The organism is Aeromonas sp. ZOR0001, assembly GCF_000801015.1.
Taxonomy (GTDB): domain Bacteria; phylum Pseudomonadota; class Gammaproteobacteria; order Enterobacterales; family Aeromonadaceae; genus Aeromonas; species Aeromonas veronii.
This window is the reverse complement of record NZ_JRJY01000110.1, coordinates 17,832-38,430: the sequence shown is the minus strand read 5'-3', so window position 1 is coordinate 38,430 and position 20,599 is coordinate 17,832. Positions and strand designations below refer to the sequence as shown.

General features: G+C 50.2%; 17 protein-coding genes. 3 read left to right on the top strand and 14 right to left on the bottom strand.

Annotated elements, in window-relative coordinates:
• Nucleotides 1-26: 26 nt before the first annotated feature.
• Genes macA through L972_RS14595 form a run of 3 tightly spaced genes read left to right on the top strand, consistent with a single transcriptional unit; the run spans nucleotide 27 to nucleotide 4,527 of the window.
• Entirely contained in the window at nucleotides 27-1,190 is a 1,164-nt protein-coding gene (gene macA / locus L972_RS14605) for a macrolide transporter subunit MacA (protein ID WP_047439138.1), read from the top strand.
• A complete protein-coding gene (locus L972_RS14600) occupies nucleotides 1,187-3,160 on the top strand; it encodes a MacB family efflux pump subunit (protein WP_047439136.1) in 1,974 nt (657 codons plus the stop codon). The genes macA and L972_RS14600 overlap by 4 nt, the downstream gene beginning before the upstream one ends.
• Nucleotides 3,161-3,162: 2 nt before the next feature.
• Nucleotides 3,163-4,527 (top strand): efflux transporter outer membrane subunit, encoded by a 1,365-nt coding sequence (locus tag L972_RS14595; RefSeq protein ID WP_047439135.1) that lies wholly within the window; start codon nucleotides 3,163-3,165, stop codon nucleotides 4,525-4,527.
• 536 nt (nucleotides 4,528-5,063) lie between these two features.
• Here L972_RS14595 and L972_RS14590 read toward each other — a convergent pair.
• The 14 genes from L972_RS14590 to L972_RS20995 form a co-directional block, all read right to left on the bottom strand.
• Complete coding sequence (locus L972_RS14590; RefSeq protein ID WP_047439133.1) at nucleotides 5,064-5,474, bottom strand: H-NS family histone-like protein; 411 nt, start codon at nucleotides 5,472-5,474, stop codon at nucleotides 5,064-5,066.
• Nucleotides 5,475-5,688: 214 nt separating this feature from the next.
• Nucleotides 5,689-5,823 (bottom strand): hypothetical protein, encoded by a 135-nt coding sequence (locus tag L972_RS22145; RefSeq protein WP_269428985.1) that lies wholly within the window; start codon nucleotides 5,821-5,823, stop codon nucleotides 5,689-5,691.
• Nucleotides 5,824-6,078: 255 nt separating this feature from the next.
• On the bottom strand, nucleotides 6,079-7,809 hold the full coding sequence (locus L972_RS14585) for a PglL family O-oligosaccharyltransferase (RefSeq protein WP_047439131.1): 1,731 nt from the start codon (nucleotides 7,807-7,809) through the stop codon (nucleotides 6,079-6,081).
• A 91-nt stretch (nucleotides 7,810-7,900) separates the two neighbouring features.
• Complete coding sequence (locus L972_RS14580; protein WP_047439130.1) at nucleotides 7,901-8,959, bottom strand: LPS O-antigen chain length determinant protein WzzB; 1,059 nt, start codon at nucleotides 8,957-8,959, stop codon at nucleotides 7,901-7,903.
• Between the two features lie 71 nt (nucleotides 8,960-9,030).
• On the bottom strand, nucleotides 9,031-9,570 hold the full coding sequence (rfbC, locus tag L972_RS21000) for a dTDP-4-dehydrorhamnose 3,5-epimerase (RefSeq protein ID WP_081990737.1): 540 nt from the start codon (nucleotides 9,568-9,570) through the stop codon (nucleotides 9,031-9,033).
• A 95-nt stretch (nucleotides 9,571-9,665) separates the two neighbouring features.
• Entirely contained in the window at nucleotides 9,666-10,553 is an 888-nt protein-coding gene (rfbA, locus tag L972_RS14575; RefSeq protein WP_047439128.1) for a glucose-1-phosphate thymidylyltransferase RfbA, read from the bottom strand.
• Nucleotides 10,554-10,665: 112 nt separating this feature from the next.
• Complete coding sequence (rfbD, locus tag L972_RS14570) at nucleotides 10,666-11,553, bottom strand: dTDP-4-dehydrorhamnose reductase (RefSeq protein WP_047439125.1); 888 nt, start codon at nucleotides 11,551-11,553, stop codon at nucleotides 10,666-10,668.
• A complete protein-coding gene (gene rfbB / locus L972_RS14565) occupies nucleotides 11,553-12,659 on the bottom strand; it encodes a dTDP-glucose 4,6-dehydratase (protein ID WP_047439253.1) in 1,107 nt (368 codons plus the stop codon). Before rfbB ends, rfbD begins: the two co-directional genes overlap by 1 nt.
• Before the next feature lie 202 nt (nucleotides 12,660-12,861).
• A complete protein-coding gene (locus L972_RS14560; RefSeq protein ID WP_047439123.1) occupies nucleotides 12,862-14,823 on the bottom strand; it encodes a polysaccharide biosynthesis protein in 1,962 nt (653 codons plus the stop codon).
• Between the two features lie 59 nt (nucleotides 14,824-14,882).
• Entirely contained in the window at nucleotides 14,883-15,437 is a 555-nt protein-coding gene (locus L972_RS14555) for a sugar transferase (RefSeq protein ID WP_005350304.1), read from the bottom strand.
• Between the two features lie 2 nt (nucleotides 15,438-15,439).
• Nucleotides 15,440-16,399, bottom strand: a complete 960-nt coding sequence (locus L972_RS14550; RefSeq protein ID WP_047439121.1) for a UDP-glucose 4-epimerase family protein — start codon at nucleotides 16,397-16,399, stop codon at nucleotides 15,440-15,442.
• A gap of 3 nt (nucleotides 16,400-16,402) precedes the next feature.
• Nucleotides 16,403-17,524: a glycosyltransferase family 4 protein gene (locus tag L972_RS14545; RefSeq protein WP_047439120.1), complete on the bottom strand. Its 1,122-nt coding sequence runs from the start codon at nucleotides 17,522-17,524 to the stop codon at nucleotides 16,403-16,405.
• A complete protein-coding gene (gene asnB, locus L972_RS14540) occupies nucleotides 17,521-19,455 on the bottom strand; it encodes an asparagine synthase (glutamine-hydrolyzing) (protein WP_047439117.1) in 1,935 nt (644 codons plus the stop codon). The genes L972_RS14545 and asnB overlap by 4 nt, the downstream gene beginning before the upstream one ends.
• A 26-nt stretch (nucleotides 19,456-19,481) precedes the next feature.
• Nucleotides 19,482-20,588, bottom strand: a complete 1,107-nt coding sequence (locus L972_RS20995) for a glycosyltransferase (RefSeq protein ID WP_081990736.1) — start codon at nucleotides 20,586-20,588, stop codon at nucleotides 19,482-19,484.
• Between the last annotated feature and the right edge of the window lie 11 nt (nucleotides 20,589-20,599).

Sequence of the window (20,599 nt, the reverse complement as noted above, 5' to 3'; positions counted from 1 at the left end):
CTTTTCCGTTTCCATTCAGGTGATCGATGAACATAACCCCCAAGCAGAGAACCCTGGCCATCACCATGTTGATCGCCGTGGTGCTCCTCGGCTGGCTGCTCTGGCCCAGTCAACCCCCCAAGGCGATGCTGACCGCTCAGGTGACCCGCGAGGATATTGCCCAGACCGTGCTGGCCAGTGGTGTGCTGCAGGCCGTAGAGCAGGTGGATGTGGGGGCCCAAGTCTCCGGTCAGGTTACCAAGCTGGCCGTCGAGGCCGGAGATCAGGTCAAGCAGGGAGACCTGCTGGCCGAGATCGATCCCCTGATTGCCCAGAACAACCTCAAGACGGCCGAGGCGGAGCTTGCCAGCAACCGCGCCCAGCTCAAGATCAAGCAGGCACAACTCAAACAGAACGAGCTCGCCTGGCGGCGCCAGCAGCAGATGTTCAAGCAGGAGGCAAGCTCACGGGCCGATCTGGAGAGTGCCGAGGCCCTGCTGGCGGTCACCCGCGCCGAACTGCAAAATAGCCAGGCCAATATCGACAACGCCCTGATCAAGGTTGATCGGGCCAAGACCGAGCTGGGCTACACCAAGATCCTGGCGCCGATGGATGGCACCGTCATCAGCATTGTGACCCGTCAGGGCCAGACCCTGGCAGCCAGCCAGACGGTGCCGACCGTGCTCAAGCTGGCCAACCTCGAGACCATGACAGTCAAGGCGCAGATCTCCGAAGCCGATGTCACCAAGGTCAAAGCCGGCATGCCGGTCTATTTCACCTTGATCGGCGATCCGGATACCCGCTATCAGGGTACGCTTCGCGCCGTGGAGTTAGCGCCTACCAACATCAACGATCAGGCCACCACAGGTACCACCACCAACAATGCGGCCGTTTACTACTACGCCCTGTTCGATGTGCCCAATCCCGATCATACCCTGCGAGTGGCAATGACCACCCAGGTGACCATAGTGCTCGGCGAGCGCAAGCAGGTGCTCACTGTGCCGCAAACCGCCCTCGGCAAGTCGCTGGGTGACAACGAGTATGAAGTCACCGTGATCAAGGACGATGAGACAACCGAAACCCGTCATATCAAGACCGGTATGAAGGACGAGATCCGCATTGAGGTGATCAGCGGGCTGAGTGAGAAGGAGGAGGTGCAGCTCAATCACGGAGCCCCCGCCGACAATGATGAGATGGCGGTGATGCTATGAGTGAGCCCCTGAACCAGCTGCCGTTGATCCAGCTGAAAGGGGTCGAGCGACGCTACCAGAGCGGCGACAGCGAAGTCACCGTGCTCCACCCTCTTGATCTCACTATCACGGCAGGAGAGATGATCGCCATTGTCGGCGCGTCCGGCTCCGGTAAGTCGACCCTGATGAACCTGCTGGGTTGTCTCGATAGCCCGAGCAGCGGCCAGTATCTGTTTCGCGGTCAGGACACCGCCACCATGGATGCGTTGGCGCTGGCCCGGCTGCGCTGCCACCACTTCGGCTTTATCTTTCAGCGCTACCACCTGCTGCCCCATCTCGATGCCGCCGCCAACGTGGAGATCTCAGCTGTCTATGCCGGTACCAGCCGCCCGGATCGCCAGGCGCGCGCGCGTCAGCTGCTGGGCAGACTGGGGCTGGCCGATCGCAGTCACCATACCCCGGGCCAGCTCTCCGGCGGTCAGCAGCAGCGGGTCAGTATCGCCCGAGCGCTGGCCAATGGCGGCGAAGTGATCCTCGCCGATGAACCGACCGGCGCACTGGATAGCCAGAGCGGCAAGGAGGTGATGGCGATCCTCAAGGAGCTGCACGCTCAGGGCCACACCATCATTCTGGTCACCCACGATATGAACGTGGCCAGCCATGCCGACCGGATCATCACTCTCAAGGATGGTCGGATTGAACAAGATAGCGGCCCCTGCCAAACGACCGTGTTGGCTCCAGCCACCGCTGTAGCCCCTCAAAAAATAGCGCCCACTAAAGGCGCCATGGGTCACGACTGGGATCGTTATCGGGAAGCGGGACGGATGGCGATACATGCCATGCTCGCCCACCGGATGCGCACCTTCCTCACCATGCTCGGCATCATCATCGGCATCGCTGCCGTAGTGAGCGTGGTGGCGCTGGGGCAAGGGGCGCGCGCCAAGGTGATCGACCAGATCAATGCGATGGGCACCAACACCATCGAAATCTTCCCGGGCAAGGGATGGGGCGATGAGAAGATGGCCAGCATCCAGACCCTCAACAAGGGGGATCTCGATGCTCTGCTGGGACAACCCTATCTTGCGGGCGCCAGCCCCGAGATCGGCAGCTCCGGCCAGTTGCGCTATCGCAACAAGACCAACAGCGGCAATGTGACCGGGGTCGGTAACGACTATTTCAAGGTGAAGGGAATGACGCTGGTCAGTGGTCGCTTACTGGAGTGGCAAGATATCCAGCAGCGTGCCGCCGTTGCCGTGGTGGACAAGAAGAGCATCACCAGTCTGCTTGGCAAGGAGGAACCGGTCGGCAAGGTGGTACTGGTCGGCACCTTGCCGGTGCGGATTGTCGGTGTGGTTTCGCAGGAGACCGGCTTCGGCCCCACCAGCCAGTCGGTCAATATCTGGCTGCCCTACAGCGCAGTGATGAGTCGCCTCATCTCGCAGCACCACTTCAGCCAGATCACCATCCGGGTCAAAGACGGGGTACAACCGGCGCTGGCCGAGCAGGCGGTGATCGAGCTGATCACCAAGCGCCACGGGGTGAAGGATTTCTTCACCTTTAGCAGCGACAGCATCATCAAATCGGTGGAGAAAACCACCGCCACCATGACCCTGATGGTCTCGGCCATCGCGGTGATCTCGCTGATCGTCGGCGGGGTGGGCGTGATGAACATCATGCTGGTGTCGGTGGTCGAGCGCACCCGCGAGATCGGCATTCGCATGGCCGTGGGCGCCCGCCAGTCGGATATTCTGCAGCAATTTCTGATTGAAGCTGTGATGGTGAGCCTGCTGGGGGGGATCTTCGGCGTCGGCCTCTCGCTCGGCATTGGCGCGCTCTTTTCACTGCTGGTGGACTCCATCAAGATGCAGTTCTCGCTCTTCTCCATCCTGATGGCCTTTGGCTGCTCGTCACTCATCGGGATCCTGTTTGGTTACCTGCCGGCACGCAATGCGGCACGGCTCGACCCTGTTGTCGCACTGGCGAGGGAATAACAATGCACAAACTCTCCTGGCTGGCTCTCTGCATGGCCCTCAGCGGCTGTAGTCAGCACAGCACCTATCAAAGACCCGAGCTGGCGATCGCCCCTGCATGGCAACAGGCAGAGGGCGTCCAACTGGCTATGCAGGCTGGCCTCTGGTGGCGGGAATTTCATGATCCCCAGCTCGACAAATTGGTCGAGGCGGTACTGGCCGCCAACCCGGACATGCATGTGGCGGCCCTCAAGCTCAAAAGCGCCAGACTGGGCGCCGAGCAGGCCGATACCAACCTCACCCCCTCGGTCAATGGCACTATCGCAGCCAGTGGCAACAAGGATCTGAAAACCGGAAAAGACACAAACAGTCTGGGCCCCTCGCTGAGCCTCAGTTACGAAGTGGATTTGTGGGGCAAGCTTGCCTCGGTGCGAGATCAGGCAAGCTGGGAAGCGGCGGCAAGCGAGCAGGATCTCGCCAGCACCCGACTACTGCTGATCGGCAATACCCTGGAGCAGTATTGGCAGCTCGGCTATCTCGGCTCTGCCATCGCACTCGGAGAACAGCAGCTGGCCAACCGGACCCGTACCGAGCAGCTGACCCAAACCAAATACCAGGCAGGCGCCATCACCCGACTCGATCTGGCGCAGGCACGCCAGCAACTGGCAGGCAAGCAGGCTGAGCTGGCCTCCCTCAAGGCGCAGCAGGAGCAAGCTCGCAATGCCCTGCGTCTGCTGCTAGGCCGTAGCAGCGGACCGCTGGAGTATGCACCCGCGTCCTTTGCAAAGCAGACCATTCCTGAACTTGCGGTGGGTATTCCGGCCGATGTGCTGGCACGCCGCCCTGACGTCAAAGCGGCCGAATTGCGGCTGCGCAAGACGCTGGCAAAAGGTGACGAGATCCGCACCAGCTTCTACCCCAGCCTGACCCTGACCGGCAGTGCCAGCACCGCATCCGATAGATTGGCGCAGGTGCTGCAAAATCCGGTCGGTACGCTAGGGGCCAGCCTCGCCCTCCCTTTCCTTGAATACAACCGCACCCAGATCGCCATCGAAAGCTCAGAGTTGGATTACCAGATTGCTGAAACCGAGTTTCGCAAACAGCTCTACACCGCACTGGTGGAGGTGGAAGACAATCTGGCCGCCCGCCACTATGGCCAGCAGCGACTCGATTATCTGCAGGAGCAGCTGCGTTATGCCCAGGAGGCCGAACGGCTGGCCAAGGCTCGCTTCCAGGCGGGTGCGACCGGCGTGCAAGCCTGGCTTGATGAGCAGAACCGGCTATGGGATGCCCAGCAGAGCCTGCTGGCACAGCAAAAAGATCAGCTCACCACCACTGCCAAAATCTATCGCGCCCTGGGTGGCAGCGATAGCGTGGCGCCCCGATAACGCCTCCCCCAATATTCCCCACTCTGCCTGTAGAGTGGGGAATACCATCGCCATCGACCGCACCGAATTCCCTCGCCCACACGGCAGACAAACGCCATTGCCCATCATCAGGGGCAGTCATGGCAGCGCAGCCAATTACATGCATCAGCGACCCTGACTACCCCGGCCATACCTTGCGGCTCTCTCCGCCTCACGCCCCCTGATCGGAGATAACGGTTACCGGATATTCCATCAGCAGAGAGCTCGCGGCTCTTGCCGAGCGGCTCCCCGCGAATCATGAGAGACATATCCGAAGCGGATATCTGCACGACGCATACAAATAGCGATATCACGCTGTTAATCCTGCACGACAAAATTAATCGCAAACAACGATTGATATTGAGCAAAGTAACAGTGAAGTGAAACGACGGTAAAAAAGGATACAAGCGAGGATGTAGATAGCAGTGTGGCGAAAGGCGGATTGGATAACCACGAGTAAGACGGCAAAAAATAATGCCGCCCTTGGGCGGCATTATTCAATCTCGGAACCTGACGAATTAGATCAGGAAATCGTTCAGGTCTTTACCCAGTGCTACTTGAGCAGCAATGGCTTTCGGCATACGGCCTTGACCGGTCCAGGTTTTTTCCTGGCCATCTTCTTCGTACTTGTATTTAGCCGGACGCGGAGCACGCTTGCTCTTGGCAGCGCCAGTCGCAATAGCTGGAGCAGCGGCAGTCGCCAACAGCTCGCGAGGATCAATACCAGCCTGCTGCAGCATTTCGGTGAATTCATTCAGCTTGCGCTGACGCTCTTCCTGTTCAGCACGCTCCTGTTCAACAGAATCGGCGCGCTCTTGGTAAACCAGGTCAAACTTCTCTTTAGCTTCCAGCAGTTGCTCAAACGGCAGCTCACGAATAGCCGCACGCAGACTGCGAATGTTCAGCAGAACTTTCAGAAACTCGTTCATTATTTCCTCACAAAAAAGTCGGTTACAGGGATACCGTTTCAGAATAGCATGGACAATTCCCAACAACATACAGTTTTTCTATATTAACGTTCTTTTTTTCTTAAATTTCACCATCAAGATCGAATGCTTGCCACTATCAATAACAAACCGGCTGGAATGCAGCTCTTCTGGGGAGAGGGATGATTACCATCTTGTGTTCAAGAACATCGCTATTTCAAGACTCATTAATTTCCAGTTCAGCATCCAACAAATGAGCTCTGTAACCTGACTTATAAGCCTGAGCGCACATTTCTACCATACGTTCAACATCATGTGACAAGACTACGTCTATCTGTTTAGCAATGAACATGTCTAGATCCTGTCCCGTCCCCCGATGATGAGGGGATATCCCAACTGACTATCAACCCATTCGGCACCACCAATGAAATCACATATTAATCAATCGGTTGAGAGCAGAGAATGACATTTCAAATATGCTTTTCATAGCCCATTTGACAGACGTATGCGTCCGAAAACAGACTGTTCGGATACTGGCCGTCCAGAAGGTAAACAATAAAAAAGCCAGCCGTTTTTAAGGGCTGGCTTTCTATGTGGCCAAATAGCACTATTTATTTTTGGTTATATTCTTGCCTGATTGATCAACACCGGTAATCACTGCCTGTGAAGCGGATCCAGTTAAAAGGGGCTCGGTTGGATAGAGCTTGAGTGCTTCCGCTCGCATCGCATTGGCTTCCTCTGTACGACCCAATGCATTAAGCGCGATCACCATATTGGCGTATATGTTGGCACGGGGTGTATGGCGTACGAATGACTGCCCCCACTCCAGATAAGCTTCCAGTTCGGTCTTGTTATTTGTCTGCAAACCCACCATCAGACGAACTGAGTTCACATCAAACTCGACTCGGGTCAACCAGGCCATGGGATTGACGATATCAAGTAGCAAAGTCGGCTCTTTATACCCACCCCGTTCATATTTGGTGACTACCCATGCGGTGTGAATGGCCGTAAGCATAAAGGGAACAACCAGCAACGGGATAGCGATCGCCATAAATCGCAGTAACAACCATGAGCGGCACTCCATATCCCACCATGATGAGAAACCCTGACTCGCCAGGTTGGTCTCTTCAATTTCGGTATCGATGATATAAATCAGCGTCAGCAACAGCCACCATAACACGATCGCATGGTAGAGTGGGTATTCCGTCTGGGTATGAAGCAATATCGGTGTAACCAGAGCAAGCAGCCCCATGGCATTTACCCAACGCACACTCGCCAGACGCCATAATAATGCGCCACCCATGATCACCATGCCGACCATGGGTGCAATACCGCCCTCAACAGCCCAATAGAGAAACTCGTTGTGGGGGTGGTCAAGGTTATAGATTTCCATTCCTATATCTGGACTAAGGCTTCTAGCCTCAACATAACGATGTAAAAAAGTAGACTCAAAACCTCCATAACCGATACCAACCATCCAATGCTGTGTTACTAGACCGTAGGTAAAAGACCATATACTCGAACGAACCCCACCAGAATGATAAATTCCCACCCCGCGTTTTACCCCCGCCATCCCATATTGGGATAACAAGCCAAGGGCTAGTGCAACAATAACCAGAGCCAATATCCGCCATAGCAAACGTTGGCGATAAAGTTGCGGCATTAATAGAAACAGCGCCAGCAGTCCACCTAATTGCCCCACCCGGGATTGCAAAACAACCAGTAACAGTGCTGCAGATAGAATGACGCCATAGCGCAACGCCATCAGCAATCGACCACCCTCTCGGCGTAATTCCAGCCAGATGGCAAGGGCAAGTCCAGTCGCCATAAAGCTCGCCATCACATTGGGTTGCTGAAAGATCCCGTAAGGGCGATTGGCTTTGGTGTCATAGCCAATCCAGTTACCCGGCGTCAGCAGATAGAACTGCACCAGACCCAGCAATGCCTCCATCGCGATCGCAATCAGGATGAGATATAGCAAGTGATCACGCTGCGCCTTATCAAAGCGCCATTGATAGAGTCCAAACAAAAACAGCAGGCCCGCGAAAAGCCCCAACAATCGAGGGATGGCATAATCCTTGAGCTCAAAGCCGGGATAAAACATGGGCAGCAACAGCAAGAGCGCCCCCATCCATAAACCCGCTTGCAAGGGAGAGAAAACCAGTCTCTGGCGCAGGGTCACTTGCCACAATCCCAACCCAATAGCCAGAGAGGCGAAGATCCATCCCCAGGTATTAAAGGGCAGATAGAGCCCGGCACCACCCGGGTTGTGCATAAAAAAGTGCATGCCGCACAGCCAATAAAGTACGCATAGCACCATCATGAGTCTTGTTAACATTCCCGCCCGGCTCCTTAGGCCCACCCGATATCCAGAGAAAGAGAATAAAAAAGGGGGCTAATCGCCCCCCTCTCGTTCGTTAGCAAACCCATTATGCCTCGTCGGGTCGACGAAATGCATGCTTGACCAACACAATACCCACCCCCAGCATGCCACCTAGCAGGGTGGCCAACACCACGATCAGCGGACGTTTTGGCTTGTCGCGGCTAAGAGGTTCATCTGGCGCGTCCAGATAGGAGAAAGGGCGAAATGCGATACCGTCCAAAGAGATGCTTTTTAAGCGTGCCATCTTCACCTGCAGAGATTGCAATGTGGGTTGATAAACCTCAAGGTCGATGGATTTCAGCAATGACAGCTTTTCTTCCAAACCTTTTGAACCCAGCGAAATGAGGAAACGATCTTGCGCGTTATAGTTTTCCAGTGGCGCGCTGACACCGGCCGCTTTGGCCACTTTGTTAGCCATCGCCAATTCTACTATTTCCTGTTGCAGGGTACGTTTTGTGTCCTCCTGCATGATCCGATACTCCGTGTTCATGCCATCCAACTGCAGATCACGCTGTTCAGCGAGTCGCTGTATCAACTGCTTTTGTTGCAGTTTGATAATGTAGTCAATATACCCCTCCAACATTGCCAGCGACTTCTCGGAGGTGGGGGCAGCAAACTTGAGCTCAACACCCGGCACCTCCCCCTTCTTGTCTACAGGCTGAGCCGTCACCGATTTACTCCAGTCGCGCAACCAACGCACCTGCGCCTTGCCATCCAGGCCATCGTTTTTTACCACCTCGGTGAATAAAGGGCTGGCTTTGAGATAATCACGGCGATTCTCGTAACTGTTGAACTCCAGAATAAATTCCTGGTAAAGATCTTTTCCGCTGGGAAAACCGCCAAGACCCAATACCGTTGCCAGCTTTGATACTTTCAGCATCGGTGTCATCTCTTCCGGCTTTGGCTCTGCAACCACTGCCGAAGCTGACCACTGCTGTGGAGCCAACAGCGCATAAGCGATACCGCCTAAAGAAAACATCAGGGTAACCAGCATAATAAGCAGCTTTTGGCGCCACAACACCAGCATCAACTCACGTAAATCGATCTCGTCTAACCCAGACTCTTGCACCCACTGATTAGGTATGACAGGTGTTTTTTTGTCCATTTGTTCTCTCTTGATTATCAAGGTGTAAAAGATCTCACAACTGCAACGCAGTACTATTTTGACGAATCATGCTAAGAGTAACCAGCAAAGTAGGGGGCAAGACGATCTTTATCAGACAATAATAACGGCTTTTGCTCAGACAACGGCCATTTTATCGCCAAGTTAGGGCTATCCCATCGAATAACAGCCTCATCATCTGGATGATAATAATCACTGCATCTGTAAAAAACATCAGCGCTGTCACTTAGCACATAAAAACCGTGCGCAAAACCGGGGGGGATCCAGATAAGCTCGCCACGTTCAGCATTTAATTGACAACCCAACCATTGTCCGTACGTGGGCGACGCTGGCCGGATATCAACTGCCACATCAAAAATAATCCCACTGATAACCTGTATCAGTTTACCCTGTGGTCGATTGCGTTGGTAATGCAAACCGCGTAACGTACCCCCGACCGAACGGCTCAGATTGTCTTGCACCAGCGGATAATGGCCACAGTGTTGCTCAAACTCATCTTGACGAAAACACTCACGAAATTGGCCACGATGATCAGAAAAAGTTGTGGGCGTAAGGATCATAACCCCCGCCAGCGATGTTGCACGATATTGCATTGATAAACCCATGCGAAAAAAAACCAGATGACCGCTTGCTTACTGTTTGACTTCCTAGATCGAACATCCCCTTCAGCTCGAAAAGCCAACCCGACTTACACATCAGGACGCGTGGCAAGCAACCGAAGCAGATATTGACCATATCCATTTTTTGCCAGCGGGATAGCAAGTGAACGCAACTGATCGGTATCGATAAATCCCTTGCGTAAGGCGATCTCTTCTGGACACGCAACCTTTAATCCCTGACGCTTTTCGATAGTCTGAATAAAGTTACTCGCTTCAATCAGGGCTTCATGGGTTCCGGTATCGAGCCAAGCATAGCCGCGCCCCATTATGGCGACCGTCAATTGCCCTGTTGCAAGGTAGTGATTGCTGAGATCTGTTATTTCCAGCTCACCACGGTGGGACGGCTTCAGGCTCTTGGCGATCTCCACCACGCTGTTGTCGTAGAAATAGAGACCGGTCACCGCATAGTTGCTCTTGGGCTCCAGTGGCTTCTCTTCCAGTGAAATAGCAGTGCCCTGCTTATCAAATTCCACCACCCCATATCGCTCAGGGTCGTGCACGTGGTAAGCAAAGACGGTTGCTCCGCTCTCTTTGGCCGCTGCGGCTTCCAACTGTTTCTGCAGGTCGTGGCCGTAGAAGATGTTGTCCCCCAGCACCAATGCACAGGGGCCTGACCCGATAAACTCTTCACCCAGAATAAATGCCTGGGCCAACCCGTCCGGACTTGGCTGTACCTTGTATTGCAAGTTCAGACCCCACTGGCTGCCATCACCCAGCAATTGCTCAAAGCGGGGAGTATCTTGCGGCGTGCTGATGATCAAAATATCGCGAATCCCCGCCAGCATCAGGGTGCTGAGCGGGTAGTAGATCATCGGCTTGTCATAGATGGGCAGCAGCTGCTTGCTCACCGCCATGGTGACCGGATAGAGACGGGTGCCCGAGCCACCGGCCAGAATAATGCCTTTACGTTTGGTCATGATGCTTGTTTCTTATTTTTAAATTGCAAAAGAAAAGGGTGGCTTGCGGCCACACCTTCCTGTTTTATCCCTGCCAGCCAGGGAGGCAGTCACTACATCCCAGGCCAGTGATTTATTTGCCCAAGATCTCGGTTAACATCCGCTCCACACCGACCGTCCACTCCGGCAGCACCAGCTCGAAGGTGCGCTGGAATTTGCCGGTATCCAGGCGGGAGTTATGGGGGCGTTTGGCCGGGGTCGGGAAGGCGCTAGTCGGCACTGCATTGAGTTGCGTGACCGCAAGTTCAACCCCGGCCTCTCTGGCTTTGGCAAACACCAGCTGGGCGTAGTCAAACCAGGTGGTGGTACCGGAGGCAATCAGATGGTACAGCCCGGCGACCTCGGGTTTGCGCTGCGCCACGCGGATCGCATGGGCGGTGCAATCGGCCAGCAGCTCGGCGCCGGTCGGAGCGCCGAACTGGTCATTGATGACTGACATCTCGCTATGCTCTTTGCCAAAGCGCAGCATGGTCTTGGCAAAGTTGGCGCCGCGGGCGGCATAGACCCAGCTGGTGCGGAAGATCAGGTGACGGGAACAAATCGCGACCCCTTGCTCACCCGCCAGCTTGGTTTCGCCATAGACGTTAAGCGGGGCGGTGGCATCGGTTTCCACCCAGGGGCGCTCACCGCTGCCATCGAACACATAGTCGGTGGAGTAATGCACCAGCCAGGCACCCAATGCTTCCGCTTCTTTGGCAATCGCCGCCACGCTAGTCACGTTGAGCAGCTCGGCAAACTCCCGCTCGCTTTCGGCCTTGTCGACTGCGGTGTGGGCTGCGGCGTTGACAATCACATCCGGCTTGACCAGACGTACCGTGTCGGCCACCCCTGCCGGGTTGCTGAAATCGCCGCAATAGTCGGTGGAGTCAAAATCAACGGCAGTGATGCGCCCGAGCGGCGCCAGTGCGCGCTGCAGCTCCCAGCCTACCTGACCGTTTTTGCCAAACAGCAGAATATGCATCAGGCACGCACCCCATCGTTCTTTTCAATCGCAGAATAGTGCTGCTCAATCCAGGACTGGTAGGCACCGCTCTTGACGTTGCTGACCCACTGCTGGTTATCCAGATACCACTGCACGGTTTTGCGAATACCGGATTCAAAGGTCTCTTGCGGTTGCCAAGCAAGCTCACTGCTCATCTTGGTCGCATCGATGGCATAACGGCGATCGTGGCCAGGGCGATCCGCCACATAGGTGATTTGCTCACGATAAGAGCCCGCCTTCGGCACCATCTCGTCCAGCAGATCGCAGATGGTGTGGACCACATCCAGATTCTGCTTCTCGTTATGACCGCCGATGTTGTAGGTCTCCCCCACCAAGCCCGTGGTCACGACCTTGTAGAGCGCGCGCGCGTGGTCTTCCACATAGAGCCAGTCACGGATCTGGTCGCCCTTGCCATAGACCGGCAGCGGTTTGCCATCCAGCGCGTTAAGAATGACCAGCGGGATCAGCTTCTCGGGGAAGTGGTAAGGGCCGTAGTTGTTGGAGCAGTTGGTGACGATGGTGGGCAGGCCGTAAGTACGGCGCCAGGCGCGCACCAGATGGTCGCTGGAAGCCTTGGAGGCAGAATAGGGGCTGCTGGGGGCGTAAGGAGTAGTTTCGGTAAAGAGCGGCAATGGCTCATTGGCAGCCACTTCATCCGGATGGGGCAGATCCCCATATACCTCGTCAGTGGAGATATGGTGGAAGCGGAAGGCCGCCTTGCGTACCTCGTCCAGACCGTTCCAGTAGGCGCGAGCCGCTTCCAGCAACATATAGGTGCCAACGATATTGGTCTCGATAAAGTCAGCCGGCCCTGTGATGGAGCGGTCAACATGGCTTTCGGCAGCCAGGTGCATCACCGCATCCGGCTGGTGCTGGGCAAAAACCCGATCCAGCTCGGCACGATTGCAGATATCCACCTGCTCAAACGCATAACGATCGCTTGACGATACATCGGCCAGGGATTCCAGATTGCCAGCATAGGTGAGTTTATCGAGATTAATAACGGAATCTTGGGTATCACAGATGATATGGCGCACCACAGCAGAGCCGATAAAGCCGGCACCACCGGTCACGAGGATTTTCAACATATTCAATCTAGCATTTCTGCGATATAAGGCTGACTGACAAGACATGCTTGAAGACTACATCCTGACAAAACATTGCCCCTGATGAGGACAGAGGATTGCTTCGGCCCAAACAAGCTATTGATCCTCAACATGTTGTCCCTCTGTCCATTTATCAACCCCGTCATTCACGCAAAATGGTGCGTGCCGTAAGGCAAGCCGTTTAATGCATCGGCTGATGACTCTCTGAATTAAGAAAATCAATGTCCTCGACCACACTCAAGTTCGGTTCATACGGCAAAGTATTTTTTGCCTGCCAGACCAGATCGCAGATCCCGTCGGTAGGATTAAAACCGGTCGGCATACTTAACAGCAGGCTACGGATCTGCTCATGATCAAAGCGGAAACACGCGCTATCGAGCTCGGCCAAAAACGCCCGCAGTTGTGGCCATGGCAACATCGACTCTGAGGCTTTCATGATCCGGGGATGGGCAGTGCCCTCAACCTGCTCACCAATTAGTAGCTCTTCAAACAGCTTCTCACCTGGGCGCAAGCCAGTGATCTTAATCTCGATATCACCGGTTGGGGACTTGTCGCTCTTGAGCTTCAGACCACTCAAACGGATCATCCGGTGCGCCAAATCAATGATCTTCACTGGCTCCCCCATGTCCAACACAAACACATCCCCCCCCTGCCCCATGGCTCCCGCCTGGATCACCAATTGCGATGCCTCGGGAATGGTCATGAAATAACGAATGATGTCGGGGTGGGTCAAAGTCAGAGGGCCACCATCACGGATCTGCTTACGAAACAGTGGCACAACAGACCCAGAAGAACCCAGGACATTACCAAAACGCACCATGCAAAAACGAGTTTGCTGCTGCGCAGCAGCCAACGACTGCAGCACCAGTTCGGCCAATCGCTTGGTTGTACCCATGGTATTAGTGGGACGCACCGCCTTATCAGTCGAAATCAGCACAAAGGTTTCAACCTTGGCCCTGATAGCTGCCTGCGCACAATAAAGTGTGCCAAACACATTATTGCGCACCCCCTCCACCACGTTGTATTCAACCAAGGGGACATGCTTGTAAGCAGCAGCATGGTAAACCGTCTGGATTTGGAAGGTACTCATAACAGCTTGCACGCGATGTTGCCGCTGAACCGACCCTAGTAATGGCACTATCTCAACCTGCAAACCTTCGTGGTAACTAATTTCTTGTAGCTCTTTATCAATGGCATACAAGCCATATTCAGACAGCTCAAACAACACCAGTTGCGTGGGCTTACAACGGATGATCTGACGACACAATTCAGAACCGATAGAACCACCCGCTCCAGTCACCATCACACGCTTGCCACATATATTAGCGTTAATCAGCTCAGGAATTGGGGCCACTGCATCACGTCCCAATAAATCCTCAATACTGACCTCTTTTAGCTCATCGATATGAGCACTTCCCTCGACCAGATCAGCCATACCAGGGATAGAGAGGACCTCACATGGACACTGTTCCAGCCTATTGATTACCGCTTGCCTGACACTACGCGAAGCACTCGGCATGGCCAACAAGATCTTTTTAATATCAAAGCGCTCGATCAATGCTTCGATAGCGTCCGTACTGTAAACGTTCACCCCCTGGATCACGGTTTTAACCAAAGCGGGATCATCGTCAACAAACGCCACCGGCAGATACTCCTGCCCTTGATTCAACGCCAGTTGTAACTGGCGCCCAGAAGAGCCAGCACCGTAAATCAGCACCGCAACACGTTGCCGAGCACTACGCTGTACCAACGCCCGGAAAAACAGTCGCACACCACCGATCAGCAACACTGAAAATGCAAAATAGATAACCGAAACCGTTCTGGGAAGTGGAACTTCCATAAAAAACGCCAGCATGACCAAAGACATGGTGGAGAGGAGAACACCGAGTGACACCGTCCACAACACCTTGAAACCGACATAGCGTAATACTGCGCGATACAGCCCTAACCGCATAAAAATTACGATGGTGATCGGTAGTAACAACGCTAGCATTTGCCAGTGCAGTGCACTCTGCAATGGAATATTGGCATCCAGCCGCACCCAATAACCACCCCAGAATGCCACAGTTAGCAATAGCAGATCAGCACAGACGCTAATCCCCCGTTTATAAACACGGGGGATAGCCAAGAAAGAGGTTAACATAATGGCACCATCTCGTTAATAGCGGTAAGTCAGATAAGGTGAAGCTACTCGGTACAAGATTATTTCGATCCAACTGCATCGCCTGCACCGCTACCAGTTGCAGTCATGATGATATAACGAAAGTAGCTAGTTAAGGTGAGGGTATCAATCATCTGCCGATCTATTTTGGCAAGCAATGCAGGGGTCGACATATCGATATTTTGTACCTGTGCCAAGCCGGTAATCCCAGGTAACACCTCATAAACCCCTAAGGCATCCCGCTCTTTTATCAGCTCCTCCTGATTAAAGAGATTAGGTCTCGGCCCAACCAAACTCATCTCACCTTTAAGCACATTGATTAGTTGTGGAAGTTCATCAATTTTAGTCTTGCGTAGAAAGGCACCTAACTTGGTGATCGAACTTGTGCTCGCCAAGTGGCTCGCCACCGACTGGGTATCGACCGACATAGTACGAAATTTAATCAACTTGAATGGTTTTTTGTAACGCCCAACACGTTCTTGTACAAAAATGGGGGAACCTGTGTCAAATAAGCCGATAAAGCTAACGATGAGCAACACTGGCCATAACAACAGTAGACCGAATAATGCGGCGAGAAAATCTAAGAGACGAAACATGATTACCTGCTACTTTTTGATTGAAGAAATGCAACTGCTGTTTTTTTAAACCCCTCTTGCATTGTTTCTTTTGGTATCCAATCTAGGGTTTCTTTCGTATGGGTGATATCAACCTGCAATGAGCCAGTCAATCTGTCCACTATATCCGACTTGCTAAAAAGCTTACCTGCTAACTTATAGCACCAAACAGGCAGATGTAGCTGCCACACAGGCTTATTTAGTGCCTTTGCCATCTCTCGCACCATTTCAGAAGTTGATACATCATGATCGTCTGAAACAAGAAATACCTGATTTGCAGCTTTAGGATGATCAATACAAGTGATTATTAAATCTACCAGATTCGAAATGGAAACCAGACTACGTTTGTTTTGAGTAATACAACCAAATGGCAGCGGAATCCCTTTATAAACTAAGTTCATCAATGATGAAAAATTGGCTTTTACACCTGGTCCGTAGACTAAAGGTGGACGAATAATGACAACCTCCATATCAGTCTCAGTTGCCAATTTTTTGAGTCCAATCTCAGCCTCATATTTAGAGAGGCCGTAAGGGTCCTGAGGATGACAATAATCATTAAAACGAAATGGAGAACATCTGGAGGTCGACTCCCCATTAACTTTAATAGAGCTAACAAAAATGAAACGTTTTACTCCAGCAGTTGCGGCCTGGCGAGCCAAATTTAGAGTTCCCAACGTATTCACTTCTTTAAAAACGGGGATTGTGTCTTCAGCCTTATCATTCATTACATGAACCTGCGCAGCACAATGAATTATAACTGAGACTCCCTCCAAGCAATCACCAAACTGCTCACTAGAATCTAACCGCCGACAATAAAACTTACCATATGCAGATCGTACATCATGTCGACCTACCAAAATAATAGATGAATTAGAAATATGGGGTAATAACGCGTTTCCGACAAAACCTGTATAGCCAGTAATTAAAATTTTTTGCTCAAGCACTGTTTACTCCAAAAGCTTCTCATAAATAGATATATGTGTATTTATTACACTTTTAATATCGAACTCATCTTCAGCAAGCTTTCTACCAGCAGAACCAAGCCGTTTACGAAGTTGACTATTTTCACAGAGCACTGAAATAGCTTCGGCCAAGGATTTTGCATCTTTTGCAGGAACCAATATGCCAGTAACATCTGGTAAGATTGCATCCCTACACCCTGGAACATCAGTAGTTATCACCGCGCGACCACAAGCAGCAGCTTCAATAAGAGATTTAGGCAATCCCTCTCGATAGCTCGGTAGCACTGCCACATTTGCCTTGCTGTAAGTTTCTGCAGGATTATCACTATATCCCCAATATTCAATAACACCTTCATTTATCCAAGTATTCAGGAGTGTACTGGAAACTGATTTAGGATTTTCGTCAGTATTACCAACTAATACAAAGCGGCACTTAACGCCTTGATATTTCACTATCCGGGCTGCCTCTACAAATTCTAAAACTCCTTTATCAATTAACAATCTTGCCATAAGCATAATAACTGGTATACCCTCTGGTTCAGCTACGAAAGAGAATGAAGCGAGGTCTACCCCAGAGCCTCGGATCATTACAACCTGCTGTGGATATATCGCATTGATATTAATAAATTTCTGCATATCATCAGCATTTTGGAAAATAACTTTGGAATGCTTACTCTTTAGTGCAAACCTGTAAAGTGCAGAGATCCCAGCTTTCATGAGAGTCGCTTTGAGCCCAGTCGCAATAAAAACATATCCTAAACCTGATATTGATGCTACACGATTCCGCACGCCAAGTAGCCTGCAGGCAATGCCTCCATAGAGAACAGGCTTAATCGTTACTAAGTGCACTAGGTCTGGCTTAACTACTCTCAATACTTTAAAAAAATTAATGCAAGAAACTATTTCAGACATCAATTTCGTACCGGTACGCGATAGTTCAAGTGGATGTAGTTTAAAACCCAACTGTAGCAGAAAGTCGTATTTATCAATAAAAGCGCATGCGATGTGGACTTCATAACCTGCGTCTTGTGCAGCCAATGCTATAGGCAATCTATGTGAAACAAAAAACCAGTCAACATTGACTAAAAACAACAATTTTTTTGTCATTTATGATATCTCTGATACCACACTTGAAACATTAATATGTCCCACAATTGATACTGCCAATTTCGTTTACCAGATAAATGTTCTTGCCACATTTTACGAACAAGATTGGAGTTAAAAAAACCCTCTTCTAATAAACGCTTCTCATCTAATAAGTCCTCAGCCCACCCCTGCAAAGGACCGCGTAGCCAAGAATCCAAGGGGATAGCAAAGCCCATTTTTGGTCGCTCAATCAGATCTTTTGGCACATAACGATACAAAATCTGCCTTAAACACCACTTTGATTGCCCTTCGTTTAATTTTAACTCTTTAGGTAGACGCCAAGCATGCTCAAGCACTTCATGATCAAGGAATGGGACGCGAGTTTCCAGAGAGACAGCCATTGCAGCTCGATCGACCTTGACAAGAATATCATCAGGTAAATAACTCAAAGTATCTTGGGCCATCATTTGCAGTATTGGGTCTGAAAATTTGGCTTTTCGCTCAGGATCAGTAAGTACCGTTTTAGGCTCTTTACTGCCAAGTACGATCTCTTCAGGTTTTTGCCAGTGTGATACAAGACCTAAGTACAGCTCTTCTGCATCACGGCAGGTTAATACAGCAGCTGCTTTATGTAACTTATCACCAAAATTACTTACTTTAGCCTTCATTGGTAATATTTTTGAAATACGATTCCAAGATTTAACGGGAACAAATGTTAACGTAGCAGCTAAAATTCTGCGCAGTAGAATTGGAACCGAATTAATCTTATTCCATAAGCGGGCAGTCAACAAATAACGATTATAGCCACAAAATAATTCATCTCCGGCATCACCTGATAATGATACCGTTACATGCTGACGCGCAATCTGTGAAACCAAGAAGGTTGGAATTTGAGAGGAATCTGAAAAAGGTTCATCATATATATCTGCAAGTTTTGGTACGACAGCTAAGGCATCCTCTGCGGTTACGTATAATTCTGTATGCTCAGTTCCAAGATGTTTTGCTACAGACTTAGCAAATTCAGCCTCATTGAATCGTGGATCATCAAAACCAATAGAGAATGTCTTTATTGGCATAGGGGACTGGGATTGCATTAAGGCAACAACTAATGATGAATCTACCCCACCAGATAAAAACGCCCCCAGAGGCACATCGGCAACCATCTGCCTAGCGACAGCTTTTTTAAGCATTTTTTCTAATGTTGCGAGTTGCTCTTCTACTGGTGCAGTATCCTCGTTGGCGCTACAACGAGACATAACATCACGTGCAGACCAGTAAGTTTCAATATCAACGGTCTTTCCTTTTTCTAGCGTAAGGATGCTACCAGGCAACAGTTTATATACATTTTTATATATTGAATAAGGTGCAGGGATGTAATTATGCCGTAATAAAAGTGTAATTGAATCACGATCTATTTCCGGCCGAAAAATAGGATGACAACGGAGAGCATTGAGCTGAGAACCGAATAAAAAGACATCATTCAACCAACCATAATACAAGGGCTTTTCACCGAAACGATCCCGAGCTAATTGTAATATTTTACTTTGAGTATCCCACAGAGCAAGTGCAAACATTCCTGTGGCCTTTTGCAACGTAATCTTAAGCCCCCATTGCTCTATGGCAGCTAATAATGTTTCTGTGTCTGAATGCCCTCGCCATTCTCTTGGACAGATTTCTTCTAACTCGCAGCGAAGATCTTCGTGATTATAAACCTCACCATTATATACAAGTATATAACGTCCTGTATTTGACGCCATGGGCTGATGACCGGCTTCAGATAAATCAACAATTGCTAGCCGCCGATGAACAACACCAATACCATCTTCATTGTTATACCAGATGCCAGCACTATCAGGCCCTCTCTCAATAATAGCTTTCCCCATACTATCTAGGATAATAGCTGCATCACTAGCAACTAGTCTGTCATTATAAAACCCAGCGAAACCACACACTTTATAAACCTCTTAGGATATTATATTTATGTTATTTTTTTAAAAAATGACTCAACACTTAAGTCATTAAGATATTTAAGCATAGTATGCTTTCTTTCAAGAAAACTATTCTCATCCTCTATTTCAGCGAGAAGTATACTATCAGCCAAGGCTCTTGGGTTATCTATTTCACAGCAATAAATCCCAGGAATCTCGTCAATCCCATCAGCACAATTTGTAGATACAACTCGTGGAGATAAGAACATTTTTTCTAATAGAACATTAGGAAAGCCCTCAAGCCTAGAAGAAACTATACTTAGATAGCAATTTGCCATTAAAGGATAAGGATTAGTTAACATTCCAACTAAATGTACTCGTTCTTTTAAACCATAAATCTCAATCTGCTGTTCTAAGCTCTTCCTTTCCGGTCCATCTCCAGCGATTATCAACTGATAGCCATCATCAAGATAGCTAAAGGATTCTAACAAAACATCATACGCCTTCTCTTTCACTAGTCGACCAACAGATAAAATAATTTTGGAGTCAGATATGGAGGGGAAAATTTTATCGATTATATTACAGTTCTCTAGTCGTCTTCTAGAAAGATAATTTAAATCAACTGGATTTTTAACTACACGAACATCCATCTTCATAAATTTTGGTATATTTGAAAGCAATTCACTTTTCATTTTACCCGTTTGACAAATAATACACGCATTTTCGTCATAGAATCGGTATAAAATTTTAATCAAGCTTAATTTAATCCCGCTAAACCAAGAAAAAACATTGGTTGACTCTCTTAAAATTAACTTATCGATATTAATTAGCCTAACTCTCTTTAATATTGAGATTAAAGAATTACAGTGTACATGACTAGTGATACCATATTTGAATGAAAGACTAAATAAATTTCTATTGGTTAAAATAATCCATAGCAGCCAAATACAGCCTATACTCTCACGCTTAGTAGGAGAGAACATGTAATGAACACCATTCATGTCCTCCCACATTGACTCATTTAAAGTTTTATGGCAAGAAAGAAAAATTACATAAACAAGTGAGCCTCTCTCTGACAAGAATCTAACCAATTTCTGTAAGTTCGTCTCTGCACCTCCAATTAAATCAGAAGGCAGAATAAATACGTATTTATCCATATAGTCTCATA